Origin of the sequence: Marinobacterium zhoushanense, from assembly GCF_014641945.1 — a bacterium.
Lineage (GTDB): Bacteria > Pseudomonadota > Gammaproteobacteria > Pseudomonadales > Balneatricaceae > Marinobacterium_D > Marinobacterium_D zhoushanense.
Window position 1 is genome coordinate 99,662 of record NZ_BMIJ01000004.1, and the last position, 17,703, is coordinate 117,364.

The following is a 17,703-nucleotide window of genomic DNA, read 5'->3' on the forward strand; positions in this document are numbered from 1 at the left end:
CCTTAGAGCAGGCCGTTCGTTTCCAGATAGGCGGTCACCGACTGGTATACCTTCATCGCATTGTCCGACTCCTTGGCAAACTCCTCCCACTGAGAGCGCGCGATGGCGCGGAACTTCTTGCGCTCTTCGGCAGACCAGTCGTGGATGGTGATATCCGGGTTGTTGCTCGCCTCTTTCACCGCCTGCAGATCGGCAATGCGCAGCTGGGTAGTGATATCCTGCGCAAAATCACGCACCGACACGGTCAAGATCTCCTGCAGATCGGCCGGCAGCTTGTCCCACTTTTTCTGACTGACGGAGATATCGATCAGCGGCAGCGAGTGGAATCCAGGCTGTACCGGGTGCTGGGCAATATCGTTCATCCCCGCCTTCTGGTTGGTCGAGAACACGGTGTAGTCGGCGGCATCGATAACCCCCTTGCTCAGCGCAGTGAACACCTCGGAGCCCGGCAGGTTAACCGGCGCAGCGCCGGCTGCCGCAAACACCTTCTGTACCAGCCCTTCAGGTGCACGCAGCTTCAACCCCTTAAGGTCATCCACACCATCGACCGGCACCTTGGAGACAAAGGATTCGACGCCGGTGGTTGAGCCGCCGACAAATTTCACGCCGTAGGGAGCATAGAGCTCGGTCATCAGCTCATAGCCGCCACCGTAGTTAATGTACTGCAATAACTGAGTGGTTGAGGACCAGGCCCCGACGGTGTTGCCGATCAAACCGAAGGCGGGATCCTTACCGGAAAAGTAGCCGGTCGCGGTCACCTGACCATCCAGAATCCCCATCTTGATTGCATCCAGCGTCTCGGTGTGTTTGACCACGCTGCCAACCGGCAACAGCTTGATCTCCAGACGCCCACCGGACATTTTGCCGACACGCTCGGCCCACTGCTGCTGCACCTGGAAGTTCTTATCGCCCGAGGGATCGGAAGACTGCACCTTGAAGGTGAAATCAGCGGCGAAGGCCGAAACGGAGATGAGACCGGACAGGGCGGCGGTCAAGAGCTTGGAAGTGAGTTTCATCTATCTGTTCCTGTTTTTATTTTCTATTTTGGCCCGGCTCAAGCCGAACGCGAGAAAAACTTTACTGTTACCGGTAACAATTTCAACTTTACCGGTAACATTTGAACAAATCAATAGATATTGGCTTTATCGCGTCATTCAATAATCAGGCTGTGGGTCCAGATCAACCGGCGCTGGGGAAAGGCAGGAGCAAAGCCGCCGCGGTCAGGCAGATGGATGGAATCGAAACTCGCCATCGGCGAAGAGATAGCAATCCATACCGGCGGCGAACGCCGCCTGGCGACCGATCTCCGTATCTTCGAACACCACGCAGTCGCCCGGATTTACACCCAGCAACTGTGCGACCTTGAGAAAGGTGTCGGGAGCCGGTTTGCCATGTTCGACATCGCTCGAGGTGACCAGCGCATCGACCTGATCGAGCAGACCGACCGCGCTCAAGATGATCTCAGCCCCTTCACGCTTGGCACCGGTACCGATACCGATCTTTTTCAAGCCCCTATAATGTCGGAAGACGCCCGATGTCTCCGGGAAAAGCTGGGGCTTCAGTGCCATGCTCAGCCAGGCCTGATGCTTGTGCTGAGCAACCTCCTCAGCATCGTGGTTCAGGCCGTGTAGCTGGTTCAGAATCTCCACGGTCTGCACCGACGGCACCCCGCCAAGGCTGTGCATATAGGCCTTGTCGAAAGGAAAGCCATAGGCCTCACAGGCCCGCCGCCAGGCCTCCAGGTGCCCCTCCATGGTGTCGACTAGTGTGCCGTCCATATCGAAGACAATTCCCGCATACTTCTGAAGGTCGATCATTTCGCTATCCTTATGTCACGCGACGCTAGGTCGAAAACAAGCAGGGGCGTCACCGACGCCCCTGAGGGTTAGACAGACACTGTGATCAGGGCGCCCAGTAGATCACCACCGGCGTGCTCTTCTGGCGCAGCACAGAACGGATCGGCATCTCCTCTATGGCGCCATCCTCCAGCGCCTGCTGCAATACAGGAAGCTTGGCCTCGCCACAGAGATGCACGATGATTTCACCACTGGCCAGCAGGCGAGGCAGGGTCAACGTCATCCGCTTCCACGGGGCTTCCGGCGGCGTAACTGCCACACAGTCACTGGCCGGCTGAGGATCCAACGCCTGCGCCAACTCCGGCGCAGCGGGAAAGAAGGAAGCGGTATGCCCATCCTCGCCCATACCGAGAATCACTGCATCCACTCGCTCCGGCAGCATGCTCAGCAGCAGCTCCGTTTCGCTCTGCCCGTCGTGCGGCGTCGTCTCAGCATTCACCAGTGGCAGAAACCGCGCTGCGGCCGCGCAGTTCTGCAACAGGTGGCTACGGACAGAACGTTCGTTGGAGTCCTGATGCTGATGGTCGACCCAGCGCTCGTCCGCCAGCGTCACCAGCACCTTCGACCACTCCAGCGGCTGCTCGGACAGTCGCTGGAACAAGCCGGCCGGCGTGCGACCGCCAGAGACCACCAGCGCCGCTTCGCCACGGTTTTCAATACCCGCCTGGAGAAGCTTACAGATGCGCGCACAGAGATCCCGCTCGAGCTCCTCACGCTCGGCGAACTGCTTAAACTCCAAGGGCTGATTAAGCCCTGGATACAGCTCCAGCTCACTCATGCCAGGACCTCCCGTCACGCTCGATCAATGCGATGGAGCCTATCGGTCCCCAGCTGCCCGCAGGATAGGGCTTAACCTGATCCCCACTCTCATCCCAGGCCTTGATCAGCTCATCACACCAGCGCCAGGACGCCTCGATCTCGTCGCGACGCACGAACAGCGACTGGTTGCCGCGCATCGCTTCCAGGATCAGGCGCTCATAGGCCTCGGGAGTACGCACCCCCTCCTGCCCCTCGGAGAAGTTCAGGTTCAGGCCGCGGCTCTGCAGCGCCATCCCCTTGTCCAGGCTCTGCTCCTTGGTGACCACCTGCAGCCGTATTCCCTCGTCCGGCTGCAGGCGGATGATCAGCTTGTTGGTGACCATGCTCTTCTGCTTCGGATCGAAGATGTAGTGCGGCTGATTCTTGTAGACGATGACGATTTCGGCCATCCGGGTCGCCATCCGCTTGCCGGTACGGATATAGAACGGCACGCTCGCCCAGCGCCAGTTATCGATGTTGGCGCGCAAAGCGACGAAGGTTTCGGTATTGCTGCGCCCACTGCTGCCCTCCTCCTCTTTGTAGCCGGGACAGGCCGCACCGCCTACCGCCCCTGCAGTGTACTGGCCTCGGACGGCGCGGCGGGCCACGTTCTCGGCAGTGATCGGTCGCAGCGCCCGCAGCACCTTGAGCTTTTCGTCGCGGATACCATCGGCGGTGAGCTGACTGGGCGGATCCATCGCCACCATGCAGAGCAGCTGCAGTACGTGGTTCTGCACCATGTCACGCATCTGGCCGACCTTGTCGTAGTAACCCCAGCGCCCCTCGATACCGACGGTTTCGGCAACGGTGATCTGGACATGGTCGATGTAGTTCTGGTTCCACTGCGAGCCGAACAGGTTATTGGCGAAGCGCAGGGCGATCAGGTTCTGTACCGTCTCCTTACCCAGGTAATGGTCGATACGGTACACCTGCTCCTCTTTGAAGTACTGCGCCACCGTATCGTTGATCTCTTTCGAGCTCTCCAGGTCATGGCCGATCGGCTTCTCGATGATGATGCGCGTATTCGGCTGGATCGCACCGGACAGATGCAGGTTCTTGCAGATATCGGCAAACAGCGCGGGCGGCGTCGACAGATAGTTGACCAGTGTATTCGAGGAGCCTTCGGCAAACCGGGTGATCTGCTTGTAGTCAGCGGCCTTGGTCATCTCCACCTTGAGGTAGTGCAACCGTTTGCTGAACCCCTCCCAGCTCCCCTCATCATATTCGGCAGGCTTCACGTAACGCTTCAGCGTCGCCTGTACCGCTTCGATAAACTCCTCCTGGGTCGATTCGTTGCGGGCAACACCGATCAGGCGGGTATCCGAGTGAAGCAGGCCCGCGCGATGCAGCTGATACAGCGCCGGAAACAGTTTGCGCATCGCCAGATCACCCCGCGCACCGAATAGCACAAAATCGCAGGCATGATTGATCAGCTGGGCACTCATCTCGTCAGTCTCCTTAGGTCGTTATAGGTATTGTTAACCTAACCGTAGCTATGAAATAAAAAAGCCGCCTCAGGCAGGCGGCAAGAAAGAGACATAGGGCGCGTAAAAGCTGGCCTTGGCAGCTGCTGACACTACGGAGTTAACAGCCATACGCACCTGTCCTTTTCCAAAAAGATGGCAGTCCGGGTAGCAACCAATTACCCGGACCGGCCGGTAGGAGAGATCAGCCGCGCTCACCGACTCGCTCAACTGCAGCGGTCGCCAAGGCAGTGATGCCCTCCCAGTCCTGCTGGCGGATCAGGCCCGCAGGCACTACCCAGGAGCCGCCTACACAGCTCACATTGGGCAGATTCAGGTAATCAAGAAAGTTATCCGGGCCAATACCGCCGGTCGGACAGAAGCGCACATCCGGGAAGGGGCCGGCAATCGACTTCAGCATCGCCACGCCGCCACTAGCCTCAGCCGGGAAGAACTTGAACGCGCTATAACCGGCATCCAATCCATTCATCAGCTCGGACACCGTGCTGATCGCCGGGAGATAAGCGATGCCGGATTCCAGGCCCGCCTTTAACAGACCCGCGGTAGCACCGGGACTGATGGCGAATGTCGCCCCCGCGGCCTCGACCTCGGCCAATTCAGCCACCTTGGTCACGGTGCCTGCACCGACTATGACACCCTCGACCTCCGCCACGATGGCGCGGATTGCGTCCAGCGCTGCGTCGGTACGCAGGGTTACCTCCAATACATTGAGTCCGCCCGCCTTAAGCGCTTTGGCCAGGGGGACAGCGTCCTCTACCCGCTCGATCACGAGCACGGGCATCACCGGTGCGCTATTCAGAACTGCATCTACCTGTGTACTCATCTCAACTCCTCTCGCCCGGGCGACTTACCCATGATCAAATCGACTGACCCGGGTTATCTACAAACAACGAACAGGCACCCTGCTCGGCTCCAGACACCAGTCTGCGCATACCGGCAAACAGCTCTCGCCCCATGCCATGGTGATTGTGGCTGACATCGCTGATCGCCGGTTCGCGTTTGGCCAGTTCGGACTCGTTGACCAGCAACTCAAGCTCGCCGGTCTCAGCATTAACCCGAATCAGATCACCATTGCGCACCCTGGCCAGCATGCCGCCGTTGTAAGCTTCCGGCGTTACGTGGATCGCGGCGGGAACCTTGCCGGAGGCGCCGGACATACGCCCGTCGGTCACCAGAGCCACCTTGAAGCCACGGTCCTGTAACGTTCCCAGGAAGGGAGTTAGCTTGTGCAACTCCGGCATGCCGATGGCCGAGGGGCCCTGGAAGCGCACAACCACCACACAGTCACGATCAAGGTCACCACTCTTGAACAGCGGCTCCAGATCATCCTGATCGTGCAGTACGAGCGCGGGCGCCTCGACAATACGATGCTCCGGCTTTACCGCCGAGACCTTGATCACGCCGCGCCCAAGGTTGCCCTTCAGCAACCGCAGTCCACCATTAGCGGCGAACGGCTCGCCGACGCTGGAGATCACGCTGGAGTCGAGCGACTGTGTTGCCCCCTCTCGCCAGATCAACTTCTCACCATCCAGAAACGGTTCACTGGTGTACTGAGCCAGCCCCTGACCGGCCACGGTGAGCACATCCTCATGCAGAACTTTCGCGCTGAGCAGCTGATTGAACAGCAGTGCCATGCCACCGGCGGCATGAAAATGGTTCACGTCGGCAGTACCGTTCGGGTAGATCCGCGTCAACAACGGTACCGCGTCGGACAGATCAGAGAAATCGTCCCAGTTGACGATCACCCCTGCGGCCCGCGCGATTGCGATAATATGCATGGTGTGGTTGGTAGAACCACCCGTGGCCAGCAGTGCCACGATGCCGTTAACGATCGCTTTTTCATCAATCACCCGGCACAGCGGGCGGTAATCCGGACCCAGCTCGGTAATACGACAGGCCTGCTCGGCCGCCGCCTTGGTAAGGGCATCGCGCAGCGGTGTATTGGGGTTGACGAACGAGGTACCCGGCAGGTGTACACCCATCGCCTCCATCAGCAGCTGATTGGAGTTGGCGGTGCCGTAGAAGGTACAGGTGCCCGGACCATGGTAGGAGTCGGACTCGCACTGCAGCAACGCATCGCGATCCACTTTGCCCTCGGCGTAGAGCTGACGGATACGGGATTTTTCACTATTGGAGAGCCCGGTCGTCATGGGACCGGCCGGCACAAAGATCACCGGCAGATGACCAAAGCTGAGCGCGCCGATCAGCAGTCCAGGCACGATCTTGTCGCAGACACCTAGGCAGAGCACTGCATCGAACATGTTGTGCGACAGTCCCACCGCGGTTGCCATGGCGATAGTGTCGCGACTGAACAGGCTCAGCTCCATGCCGGGCTGGCCCTGGGTCACGCCGTCACACATAGCCGGAACGCCACCAGCGAACTGCGCGGTGCAGCCCATCCCGGATGCAGCCTCCTTGATCAAAGCAGGGAAGCGTTCCAGCGGCTGATGTGCCGACAGCATATCGTTGTACGCAGAGATGATGCCGATATTGGCCCTCTGCATCATCTTCAGACGATTCTTGTCTTCACCGCCACAGGCGGCAAAGCCGTGCGCCAGGTTACCGCAGGAGAGTTCCGTGCGGTGTGGTTTGTTGCGCCGAGCCTGTTCCATTCGCGCCAGGTAGTCCGCACGAGTTTGCCGACTCCGCTCGATAATGCGCTCGGTTACTGCCGCGACAATTGGATTCATGCTGTGTCTCCCAGGCCCATTCTGCAGGGCACTTTCAAACCTGTTATGTAATTTATTTACGTATTATCCATACATATAAGCCCTAAACAAGCCCCATATCTACAAATAATTTTGTTTTTATTACATCTCGTACTGAGTTTCTGGTCAGAATACTGACTAATAGGGTAGGACACTTTCAAATTCCGGTTGCCACTCGACAACCGGTCGATGCCAAAAACGGTCGAAATGACGCTTAAGAACAGGGATAGGGCGACACCGCCAAGGGTGCCGCCGGCGGGCGTGACACGCGGCTAACCCGCGTTCGGGTAAAGCTGAGACAGGTTTTTGCGATAGGCAAGGTAGGCTTCCCGATAATCGGCAACGGCGCTGGCTTCGGGCGCCACCGCTGTGGAGTGGTCCAGCGCTACAACCCGATCGCAGAGGTCGGCAAGCGCGATCGAGCCATTCCGGGCAGACTGCTCACACCAGGCCGCCTGTATAGCCGCTCCCAGCGCTGCCCCCTCACCCACCACCGGACAAACCACGTCAGTATCCATAACGTCAGCTACCATCTGGCGCCATAAGGCGCTTTTCGCGCCGCCGCCGATCAGGCGAATCTCCCGACTGCTGATGCCTGCTGCCTGTAAAAGCTCCAAACCGTAGCGCAGTCCAAATGTGGTGCCCTCCATGGCAGCACGACACAGGTTGGCGGGCGTCAGGTTCTGCATCCCAAGCCCCAGAAAGCTGCCGGTCGCCGCCGGCAAAGCAGGCACCCGCTCCCCATTGAGAAACGGCAGCATGGTCACCCCTCCTGCGCCGATACCCGCCTGAGATGCGGCCCGGTTGAACCGCTCCAGATCATAATCGAACAACTGTCGCACCTGATTGACCACGCCGGTCAAATTCATGGTACAGATCAGTGGTAACCAGCCATTACTCGACGAACAGAACGGCGCCACCAGCGGATGCATCTGCTCAGGTGCACGACCGGAACTGGCATATAACGCACCGGAGGTCCCCAGACTCAGGGTTACGATGCCATCCTGTATGTTGCCGGTACCGATGGCGCCCATCATGTTGTCGCCACCGCCGCTGGACACGATGACGCCCTCGGAAAGCCCCAGCAGGCGCGCAATCTCGGGACGCACCTGTCCCACCGCCTGCTCGGCGGTGATCAGTGGCGGCAGCGCGCGCTCAAGACGCCCCTCTGCATCGATCAACGCCAGCACCTCCGGGACCCACTGCCGGGTGCGAATATCGAAATAGCCAGTACCGGAGGCATCACCACACTCCGCGACAATCTCGCCGGTAAACCAGTAGTTCAGATAATCGTGCGGCAGCAGGATCGTCGCAATACGGGCGAATTGCTCCGGCTCATGCTGCTTCAGCCAGAGCAGTTTCGACAGGGTATACCCGGTCGCCACCACCAACCCCAGGCGTTCGATACTGCCGCTTACACCGCCCAATTGCTCAAGCAGCTCAGCGTTCTGCGTAGCGCTCTCGGTATCGCACCAAAGCTTGGCCGGGCGGATCACATCGCCCTGCGCATCCAGCAACACCATGCCGTGCTGCTGCCCGGAAACACCTATGGCGCGGATTGCCCGGCTGTCGATACCAGAACGATCCAGCGCTTCACGGTAGGCCTGCTGGAACGCGTCCGTCCACCACTCGACCCGTTGCTCACGCCGACCATTGGCGGCGCTGATCAACTCATGCGGGGCGTAGCCCTCACCGCAGATCTGTCCCTGTTCAAGGTCCAGAATCACCACCTTGGTGCCCTGTGTGCCGCAGTCGATACCCAGATACATCACTTAGCCCTCCACCCGAGCCTTAAGTCCGCGCCAGCACACGCTGCGCAGTCTCGACGACGGCAGCTACGGTAAAACCGAAATGCTCGAACAATATCTCAGCGGGTGCCGACTCGCCAAACCCATGCATCGCCACCACCTCACCATCCAACCCGACATAGCGGTGCCAACTCTCGGGCCGGGCCATCTCCACCGCCACTCTGGCGCGTACCGAAGCCGGCAGCAGCGCGTCGCGATACTCAGCCGGCTGCTGCTCGAAACGCTCGATACAGGGAACGGACAGCACGCGCACAACGATGCCCTGCCCGGCCAGCTGCTCACCCGCTGTCAGCGCCAAGGCCACCTCTGAGCCCGAGGCCAGCAGGATCAGATCGGGCAGCCCTTCACAATCGGCAACGGCATAGGCGCCACGCTCTATCTGCGCCAGCTGTGCGGCGTCACGGGGCAACGCCGGCAGGTTCTGGCGTGACAATACCAGGGCAGTAGGCCCATCCTTGCGCGCCAACGCCTCACACCAGGCCGTGGCGGTCTCGGTTTCGTCACAGGGGCGCCAGGTTTCCAGATTCGGGGTCTGGCGCAGGCTGGCCAGCTGTTCTACCGGCTGATGGGTCGGTCCGTCCTCACCCAATCCGATGGAATCGTGGGTATAGACAAAGATCGAGCGGATCTTCATCAGTGCCGCCATGCGCACGGCGTTGCGGGCGTACTCCATGAACATCAGAAAGGTGCCACCATAGGGGATAAAGCCGCCGTGCAGGGCGATGCCGTTCATCATTGCGCTCATGCCGAACTCGCGCACACCATAGTGAATATAGTTGCCGGCCCGCTGCTCGCTTGAGACGGCCAGCGAGCCGGACCACTGGGTCAGGTTGGACGGTGCCAGATCGGCCGAGCCACCGAGTAGCTCGGGCATCGATGGCGCCAGACGTTCCAACACCTGCTGCGAACTCTTGCGGGTAGCCTGGGTACGCGCCGCGAGCTGGCACTGCCTCAGCAGTTGCTCACGCTGATCTGTCCATCCTTCCGGCAGTTCACCGGCCAGGCGCCGCTGCAACTCGGCCGCCAGCTCCGGATAAGCTTGCGCATAAGACTCGAAACGCTGCTGCCACTGCACCTCCAGCGCCGCCCCCCTTTCACGGCTATCCCAGGCAGAGCAGATGTCCGCTGGAATCTCGAATGGAGCATAGGGCCAATCCAGCGCTTCGCGCGCCGCGGCGATCTCGGCCTCGCCCAAGGGTGCACCATGACAGTCGTGACTGCCGGCCTTGTTCGGCGCACCAAAGCCGATTGTGGTTTTACAGCAGATCAGCGTCGGCCGTCGCGTCTCCTCCTTAGCCTGCAGGATCGCAACATCCACTGCCTGGGCACTGTGCCCATCGACCGCCTCGATCACCTGCCAGCCGTAGGCGCGAAAGCGTTCCGGAGTGTTGTCACTGAACCAGCCCTCCACCTCGCCATCGATGGAGATGCCGTTGTCATCGTAGAACACAATCAACTTGCCCAGCTCCAGGGTACCGGCCAGCGAACAGACTTCGTGGGAGACCCCCTCCATCAGGCAACCGTCACCGACAAAAGTGTAGGTGTGGTGGTCGATGATCGGGTGACCGGGGCGGTTGAACTGGGCGGCCAACGTTTGCTCAGCCAGCGCCATGCCCACTGCATTGGCCAACCCCTGCCCCAACGGGCCGGTGGTGGTCTCCACGCCCGGCGTATAGCCGAGCTCCGGATGTCCGGGCGTCGCCGAATGCAGCTGGCGGAAACGCTTGAGTTCATCGAGTGACAGCGCGTAACCGGACAGGTGTAGCAGGCTGTACAGCAGCATCGAGCCGTGACCGTTGGAGAGTACGAAGCGGTCGCGATCGGCCCAACCGGGATTGCCCGGATTGTGACGCAGATGCCGATTCCAGAGCACCTCAGCGATATCCGCCATCCCCATCGGCGCTCCCGGGTGACCGGAGTTGGCTCGCTGCACGGCATCCATGCTCAGGGCGCGGATCGCATTGGCCAACTGGCGTGGAGATAAACCTCCTGCGTTTATACCCGTGGTCATGACCGACCTCCCCGTATCCGCTCACTTAGCAGCGCTTCGAGCTTGAGCTGATCCGCCTCAAACCCGCGAATCCCCTCCGCCAGCTTCTCCGTGGCCATGGCGTCTTCGTTCATCTGCCAGCGGAACTGGGCTTCGCTCAACGGTTCAACCGGCTCGCCCGCCGGCGAGGGTTCTGTGCCAAGCACTGGCTCGACTGCACCCTCGGCGGAGGCCAGCTCGTCAAGCAGCGCTGGACTGATGGTCAGCCGGTCGCATCCTGCCAGCGCCAGTATCTCGCCGCAGTTGCGGAAACTCGCGCCCATTACAACGGTTGGGTAGCCCTGCTGGCGAAAATAGCGATAGATCCGCTGCACCGACAGCACCCCCGGCTCCTGCGCCGGGGCATACGCCTTATCCGGCTGATCCCGCCGGTACCAGTCAAGAATGCGACCGACGAAGGGTGAGATCAGCCAGACCCCGGCTTCGGCACAGGCTCGCGCCTGGGCAAAGCTGAAGATCAGCGTCAGGTTACAGGCGATCCCCTCACGCTCAAGCACCTCGGCGGCGCGGATCCCCTCCCAGGTCGCCGCCAGCTTTATCAGCACCCGGTCACGACTGACGCCCGCTTGTTCATACAGTGCGATCAGTTGCCGTGCCTTGGCGATACTGGCATCGGTATCGAAGGAGAGACGCGCATTCACCTCGGTGGAGACCCGCCCCGGCACCAGCGCCAGGATCTTCTGTCCCATTGCAACCACCAGGCGGTCACAGGCATCGTCGACGGCCGCATCAATGCCCGCGCGCTCGTGGATCGACTCCTGCAGGATCTGCTCGAGCAGCCTGTCATACTGCCCCGACTGCACCGCTTTCAGTATCAACGATGGATTGGTGGTGGCATCCTCAGGCGCAAATCGGGCAATCGCGTCCAGATCGCCGGTATCGGCGACGACAACGCTGTACTGTTTCAATTGTTGCAAAAGCGTGGGCATAACCTGATTACTCCTCGACACAATCGGCCATTGTCAGTTCCAGCGTCTTCCGTACGCCCAAGGTCTGCAGGCGCTCAAGCTGCAGGCGGAAGGCATCGACGAAGGCTTGGCTCGCCGGGATCTGCCTACCGAACACCAGATCCAGCGCCAGCACGCGTTCCACCTGATCGGTGCCCGGACGGGTCGCCTGCCGCACCAGCTCCACACGCGGATCGCCCACCTGAAAAGCGTTGCCGTTCTCGTCAACGCCTTGCTGGTACTGACACCAGGCGGCAAAGATCAACGCAATTCTTTGTAGCGGCGCGCCCGCCTCTATCTGGCCAAGCAGTGTCGGTATCACGAATTTGGGCAGCCGCGACGAGCCGTCATAACCGATACGGCTGATCTGATCGCAGATGCCGGTGTTGGAAAAACGCTCGATCAGCGTGTCCTTGTACTGCTCCAGATCGATACTGGGCACAGCGGCCAGCAGCGGCGTCACGTCCCGGTCCATGTAGGCACGCACGTATTCGCGCAGCTGGGTATCCTGCATGGTCTCGTGGGCATACTGATGCCCCAGCAATGCGCCAAGGTACGCCAGCGCCTGATGGCTGCCATTGAGCAGGCCGATCTTCATCTCCTCGTAGGGGGAGACATCGTCGGTGAACTGTACACCGACCTCCTCCCATGCCGGGCGTCCATTGCAAAACTTGTCTTCCAGCACCCACTGAATAAACGGCTCTGCCACCACCGGCCAGGCATCCTCAACTCCGGTCTCGGCCTGTAGTTGCGCTCGGTGCGTCTGACTGGTCATCGGTGTAATCCGGTCGACCATGGAGTTGGGGAAGCTGACATGATCGGCAATCCAGTCGTGCAGCGCGCGGTCACGCAGTGCCGCAAATCCGAGCAGTGCATTGCGCGCCACCCTGCCGTTGTGCGGCAGGTTATCGCAGGACATCACCGTGAACGGCCCGACACCGGCATCACGGCGCCGGGCCAGCGCTTCTGTCAGGAAACCGAATACCGTAGTCGGCTTTTTCGGGTATTCCAGGTCGTGCCGTATCTCCGGCAGCTCTGACAGAAACTCTCCGCTGCTGTCATCAGTGCAATAGCCGCCCTCAGTGATAGTCAGTGACACGATCCGCGTGGCCGGATCGGCGAGCCGTGCAATCAATGCTTCCTGCCCCTCCTCGGCGAGCAGGAAGTCGCCAATCGAACCCACCACCTGGATCTGGGTATCGGCGCCGTCACCCAGCTCATACAGAGTGTAGAGATAATCCTGAGAGGCCAAGGCATCGCGCATGGCGCGATCCTCCGCGCGCAGGCCGACGCCACAGATGCCCCACTCCCGTGCACCGCCCTGATTCAGCAACTGCTCGGTGTAGATCGCCTGGTGGGCGCGGTGAAATCCACCCACCCCGATATGCACTATCCCCTGCCTGACCTGGCGGCGGTCGTAGCTGGGCTTGACCAGCCGTTGCGGCAGCAACTCCAGGTTTTCATTATTCAGTTTCATCGCATTTACCTTGGATCCCCGGATCCGCTGTTGTTCATCGAGCGGCGCCTGAAATCAGGCAAAGGCCGCCCTGACCTGCCGAAAGACAGGCCTGAAAATTTTGATTCTATAAGTGTTAGCTAGGGCTTCAGGCCGCCTGAGCCGGCGCGCCCGGCTTAGGGATTGCACGCCCTTCAGCATCAAACAGGTGGCAGTGCGCCAGCTCCGGCACCAGGCTGACCTCCTGACCGTAGCGGCCCATGTAATCCCCCGAGGCCCGTACCGTCAGTGTTTCGCCGTTCGGTGCTTTGACATAGCAGTAGGTATCCGCCCCCAGATGCTCGGTCACATCGAGCTTTACACTGAACTCACTGACACCGGCGTCGGCCACCTGAATATGCTCGGGGCGCACACCAAAGGTCACAACGTCCCCCACCTTCACCGTACGACCATCCAGCGGCAGGGTGTATACAGGGCCACTGTCCAAAGCGACAGTGACGCTGGCAGCGTCCGATGCCTTCACCTGGGCATTCAAAAACGCCATCTTCGGTGTGCCGATAAAGCCTGCCACGAACTGGTTAACCGGGTGGCGATACAGCTCCAGCGGCGAGCCCACCTGCTCGATGTTGCCGCCGTTCAGTACCACAACCTTATCCGCCAGCGTCATCGCCTCCACCTGATCGTGGGTGACATAGATCATGGTCGCATTCAGTTCCTGATGCAGTCGCGCCAGTTCCAGACGCATCTGCACCCGCAGGGCCGCATCCAGGTTGGACAGCGGCTCATCGAACAGGAAGATCTTCGGCTGGCGCACGATGGCGCGACCGATCGCGACCCGCTGACGCTGGCCACCGGAGAGCGCCTTGGGCTTGCGTTCGAGCAGGTGATCCAGCTCCAGGATCCTCGCCGCTTCAGACACCTTGGACTCCACTTCGGACTTGGCGACACCAGCCAGATCCAGCGCGAACGACATGTTTTTCTTCACCGACATGTGTGGATAGAGGGCGTAGGTCTGGAACACCATCGCCAGGTCGCGCTTGGCCGGAGCCATATCGGTGATCTCTTTATCATCGAGATGGATGTGACCGCTGGTGACCTCCTCCAGACCGGCAATCAGCCTCAGCAGGGTGGATTTACCGCAACCGGATGGACCGACAAAGACAACGAATTCGTGGTCTTTTATATCCAGGTCGATACCTTTTATGATTTCGATCCCTTCGAAGACTTTTTTCAGATTACGGATAGTCAGATTAGCCATGGGAAAACCTTTTTCTTATTTAACAGCGCCGAAGGAGAGACCGCGGACCAGTTGTTTCTGGCTCAGCCAGCCAAAAATCAGGATCGGAGCACAGGCCAGCGTCGACACCGCCGACAATTTGGCCCAGAACAGCCCTTCGGGACTTGAATAGGACGCGACCAGCGCGGTTAGCGGAGCTGCACCAGAGGCGGTCAGGTTCAATGACCAGAACGCTTCATTCCAACTCAGAATCAACGACAGCAGGATGGTGGACGCCAGACCTCCCTTCGCAATCGGCAGCAAGACACGGTAGATCTCCTGCCCCGGGGTGGCGCCATCCAATCGGGCGGCCTCCAGAATGTCCTTGGGGATCTCCTTGAAGTAGGTGTACACCATCCACACCATGATCGGCAGGTTGATCAGGGTATAGATGATCACCAGACCAAGCTTGGTATCGAGCAGACCAAAATCCTTGAACAGCAGGTAGATCGGTACCAGCACACCAACCGGCGGCAACATCTTGGTGGATAGCATCCACAGCAGGGTGTTCTTGGTACGCTTGGTTTCAAAGAACGCCATGGAATAGGCCGCCGGCACCGCCAGCAGCATGCCGATAAAAGTGGAGCCGAAGGAGACCACCACCGAGTTCCAGGCATAGTGGAAATAGTCGCTGCGCTCGTCGATATGGATGTAGTTCTCCAGCGTCGGCGCAAAGAACAGCTGCGGCGGGCTGGTGAAAGCATCGATCTCGGTCTTGAAGCTGGTCAGCAACATCCAGAAGATCGGGAAAAAGATGGCCAGCGCCACCAGCCAGGCCAGGGAGCCAATCAGCACGGTGCGCAGATGACGGGTTTGTTTTAGGGATAACATCATACAATCCTCCGCCTCAGGCCTTGTCGGTCAGGTTTTTGCCGATCATGCGTACCAGCATGAAGGCCGCGATATTGGCGATGACAACGGCGATCAAACCGCCGGCCGAGGCCATACCGACATCGAACTGCAGCAGCGCCTGGCTGTAGATCAGGAACGCCAGGTTAGTGGTCTCATAACCCGGACCACCGCCGGTGGTGGTGAAGATCTCGGCAAAGATCGACAGCAGGAAGATGGTCTCTATCATGATCACCACGGCGATGGGGCGCGCCAGATGCGGCAACGTGATATGCCAGAAGATCGCGATGGGACCGGCACCATCGAGGCGCGCAGCGTCCTTCTGCTCCTGGTCCAGCGACTGCATCGCCGTCATCAGGATCAGCACGGCAAACGGTATCCACTGCCAGGACACGATCAGAATGATCGCCTGCAACGGGTAGTCGGTGAACCAGTCGATTGGCGTGGCACCAAAGAAGCGCCAGACAGCAGCCAGCACTCCTGAAACCGGGTGCAGCAACAGATTCTTCCATACCAGCGCACTTACCGTGGGCATGATAAAGAAGGGCGAGATCAGCATCACACGCACGATGCCGCGACCGAAAAACGGTGTATCGACCAGCACCGCGATCAACACACCGGCGACGACACTTATCGCCAATACCGACAGCACCAGCCAGAGGGTATTGAATGCACCGGCGACGAAGCCCTCATCGGTCAGGAAGTAATAAAAGTTCTCCAGGCCGACAAACTCGTTATCTCCCGGGTAGAGCAGGTTGTATCGGATCAGAGAGAAGTAGATGGTCATGGCCAGAGGAACGGCCATCCAAACCAGCAGTGCCAGCACCGAAGGTGACACCATCGCCAGTCCGACACGGCTCCTGCGGCGCTTCTGCAACTTGGGACCAGCGCTCCCGGTCGCCATGTCGCTCGCAGTATTCACCCCTGCCTGCAGACTTGTGATACTCATGGATTTTCTCTTTCTTATGATTATTGGAGAAGCGGCCGGCGCCAAGCGCCGGCCGTTAACGCATTACTTGATATAGTGCGCGCGCTTCATCTCCCGCTCGGACACCGACTGAGCACTCTTCAGCGCTTGCGCCACCGGCATGTTGCCGGACAGCGCACCGGAGATCAGCTTGCCCACCTGGGTTGCAATGGACTGGAACTCCGGAATCGACACCAACTGAATTCCGCTGTAAGGCACGGGCTTCAGGGTCGGGTCGTTCGGATTGGCACGCTTGAGGGACTCCAGTGTGGTCTTGGCGAAAGCCGCTGCATTCATGTACGCATCATTGCGATAGGTAGAGAGACGGGTACCCGGCGGAATCGCCGTAATGCCGAACTTCTGCTCAACCAGTCCCGCGTACTCCTTCGACGTAGCCCAGGTCACGAACTCCCTGGCGGCATCCTTGGAATCGGAGGTTGCCGGGATCGCCAGGGCCCAGGACCAAAGCCAACCCGCCCCTTTCTCGGTCACCTCTTTCGGTGCCAGAGCAAAGCCGACATCATTGGACACCTTGCTCTGACTCTCATCGGTGACGAAGGATCCGGCGACGGTAGCATCTACCCACATGGCGCACTTACCAGAGTTGAACAGTGCCAGGTTTTCATTGAAGCCGTTGGATGAAGCCCCCGGCGGCCCATAATTCCCCAGCAGATCGGTATAAAACTCAACCGCCTTGGTCCACTCGGGACCTGTGAACTCCGGATGCCAGCTCTCATCGAACCAGCGCGCACCGAAAGCGTTGGCCAAGGTCGTAACCAGCGCCATGTTTTCACCCCAGCCGGCCTTGCCGCGCAGGCAAATTCCGTACTGCTCCTGGTCTGGCTTGTGCAGCGTTTTGGCAAACTCACGCATCTGCTCCCAGGTCGGCTGTTCAGGCATGCTCAGGCCCGCCTTTTCGAACAGATCTTTGCGGTAATAGGTCATGGAGCTTTCGCCATAAAACGGCAGCGCATAAAGCTTGCCGTGCACCGAAAGACCGTCACGTACCGACGGAAAGATATCGTCGACATCGTAGCTGGCAGGCAGGTTATCCAGCTCAGTCAGCCAGCCGCGCTCGCCCCAGAGCCCGGTTTCGTACAACCCGATGGTCATCACGTCAAACTGGCCGCCGTTGGTGGCGATATCGGTTGTCAGGCGCTGACGAAGTACGTTCTCCTCCAACACGACCCAATCCAGCTTGATATCCGGATGCGATTGTTCGAACTCATTTGAGAGCTCCTGCATGCGGATCATGTCGCCGTTATTGACTGTGCCGATGGTAACGGTAGTTGCAGCAGTGGCTGCCGTTGAGAGAGCGATGGCGGATGCCATCAGCGCGGGAGTAAAGCAAGTTTTCATTAGAGTACACTCCTTTGCCGAGCGAGTGGCCGGCTTATTGTTATCTTTTTTGTTACCCTTCCGCCGTCCGAAATCGGATCGCGCGGGGAGCGAGGGTGGGTTAATTACACTGCAGGCCCGGCATGCGAACAAATCCATATTCAAC

At 59.7% G+C, this 17,703-nt stretch carries 14 protein-coding genes; all 14 read right to left on the reverse strand.

Going from position 1 to position 17,703, the window contains the following annotated elements; genetic code table 11:
* Positions 1–2: 2 nt before the first annotated feature.
* On the reverse strand, positions 3–1,016 hold the full coding sequence (locus IEX40_RS10210) for a TRAP transporter substrate-binding protein (protein WP_188747901.1): 1,014 nt from the start codon (positions 1,014–1,016) through the stop codon (positions 3–5).
* Between the two features lie 204 nt (positions 1,017–1,220).
* Complete coding sequence (locus IEX40_RS10215) at positions 1,221–1,817, reverse strand: HAD family hydrolase (RefSeq protein WP_188747903.1); 597 nt, start codon at positions 1,815–1,817, stop codon at positions 1,221–1,223.
* A gap of 85 nt (positions 1,818–1,902) precedes the next feature.
* The gene (gene pgl / locus IEX40_RS10220) at positions 1,903–2,634 is read right to left on the reverse strand and encodes a 6-phosphogluconolactonase (protein ID WP_188747905.1); all 732 of its coding nucleotides are present in this window, start codon (positions 2,632–2,634) and stop codon (positions 1,903–1,905) included.
* Positions 2,627–4,099, reverse strand: coding sequence for a glucose-6-phosphate dehydrogenase (zwf, locus tag IEX40_RS10225; protein ID WP_188747907.1), 1,473 nt, complete (start codon positions 4,097–4,099; stop codon positions 2,627–2,629). Before zwf ends, pgl begins: the two co-directional genes overlap by 8 nt.
* 223 nt (positions 4,100–4,322) lie before the next feature.
* Positions 4,323–4,961, reverse strand: a complete 639-nt coding sequence (locus IEX40_RS10230; RefSeq protein ID WP_188747909.1) for a bifunctional 4-hydroxy-2-oxoglutarate aldolase/2-dehydro-3-deoxy-phosphogluconate aldolase — start codon at positions 4,959–4,961, stop codon at positions 4,323–4,325.
* A 34-nt stretch (positions 4,962–4,995) separates the two neighbouring features.
* Positions 4,996–6,828 carry a phosphogluconate dehydratase gene (edd, locus tag IEX40_RS10235; RefSeq protein WP_188747911.1) on the reverse strand — a complete coding sequence of 611 codons (1,833 nt, stop codon included), beginning with the start codon at positions 6,826–6,828 and terminating at the stop codon, positions 4,996–4,998.
* A gap of 290 nt (positions 6,829–7,118) precedes the next feature.
* Positions 7,119–8,615 carry a xylulokinase gene (gene xylB / locus IEX40_RS10240; protein WP_188748640.1) on the reverse strand — a complete coding sequence of 499 codons (1,497 nt, stop codon included), beginning with the start codon at positions 8,613–8,615 and terminating at the stop codon, positions 7,119–7,121.
* Between the two features lie 22 nt (positions 8,616–8,637).
* Positions 8,638–10,665 (reverse strand): transketolase, encoded by a 2,028-nt coding sequence (tkt, locus tag IEX40_RS10245; protein WP_188747913.1) that lies wholly within the window; start codon positions 10,663–10,665, stop codon positions 8,638–8,640.
* Positions 10,662–11,633: a transaldolase gene (gene tal, locus IEX40_RS10250; protein ID WP_188747915.1), complete on the reverse strand. Its 972-nt coding sequence runs from the start codon at positions 11,631–11,633 to the stop codon at positions 10,662–10,664. The genes tkt and tal overlap by 4 nt, the downstream gene beginning before the upstream one ends.
* Positions 11,634–11,640: 7 nt before the next feature.
* Entirely contained in the window at positions 11,641–13,128 is a 1,488-nt protein-coding gene (locus IEX40_RS10255; RefSeq protein WP_188747917.1) for a mannitol dehydrogenase family protein, read from the reverse strand.
* A gap of 127 nt (positions 13,129–13,255) precedes the next feature.
* Positions 13,256–14,365, reverse strand: coding sequence for an ABC transporter ATP-binding protein (locus IEX40_RS10260; protein WP_188747919.1), 1,110 nt, complete (start codon positions 14,363–14,365; stop codon positions 13,256–13,258).
* A 15-nt stretch (positions 14,366–14,380) separates the two neighbouring features.
* Complete coding sequence (locus IEX40_RS10265) at positions 14,381–15,214, reverse strand: carbohydrate ABC transporter permease (protein WP_188748643.1); 834 nt, start codon at positions 15,212–15,214, stop codon at positions 14,381–14,383.
* A 16-nt stretch (positions 15,215–15,230) separates the two neighbouring features.
* Positions 15,231–16,073, reverse strand: coding sequence for a carbohydrate ABC transporter permease (locus IEX40_RS10270; protein WP_373286483.1), 843 nt, complete (start codon positions 16,071–16,073; stop codon positions 15,231–15,233).
* Positions 16,074–16,244: 171 nt separating this feature from the next.
* Complete coding sequence (locus tag IEX40_RS10275) at positions 16,245–17,558, reverse strand: ABC transporter substrate-binding protein (protein ID WP_188747922.1); 1,314 nt, start codon at positions 17,556–17,558, stop codon at positions 16,245–16,247.
* Between the last annotated feature and the right edge of the window lie 145 nt (positions 17,559–17,703).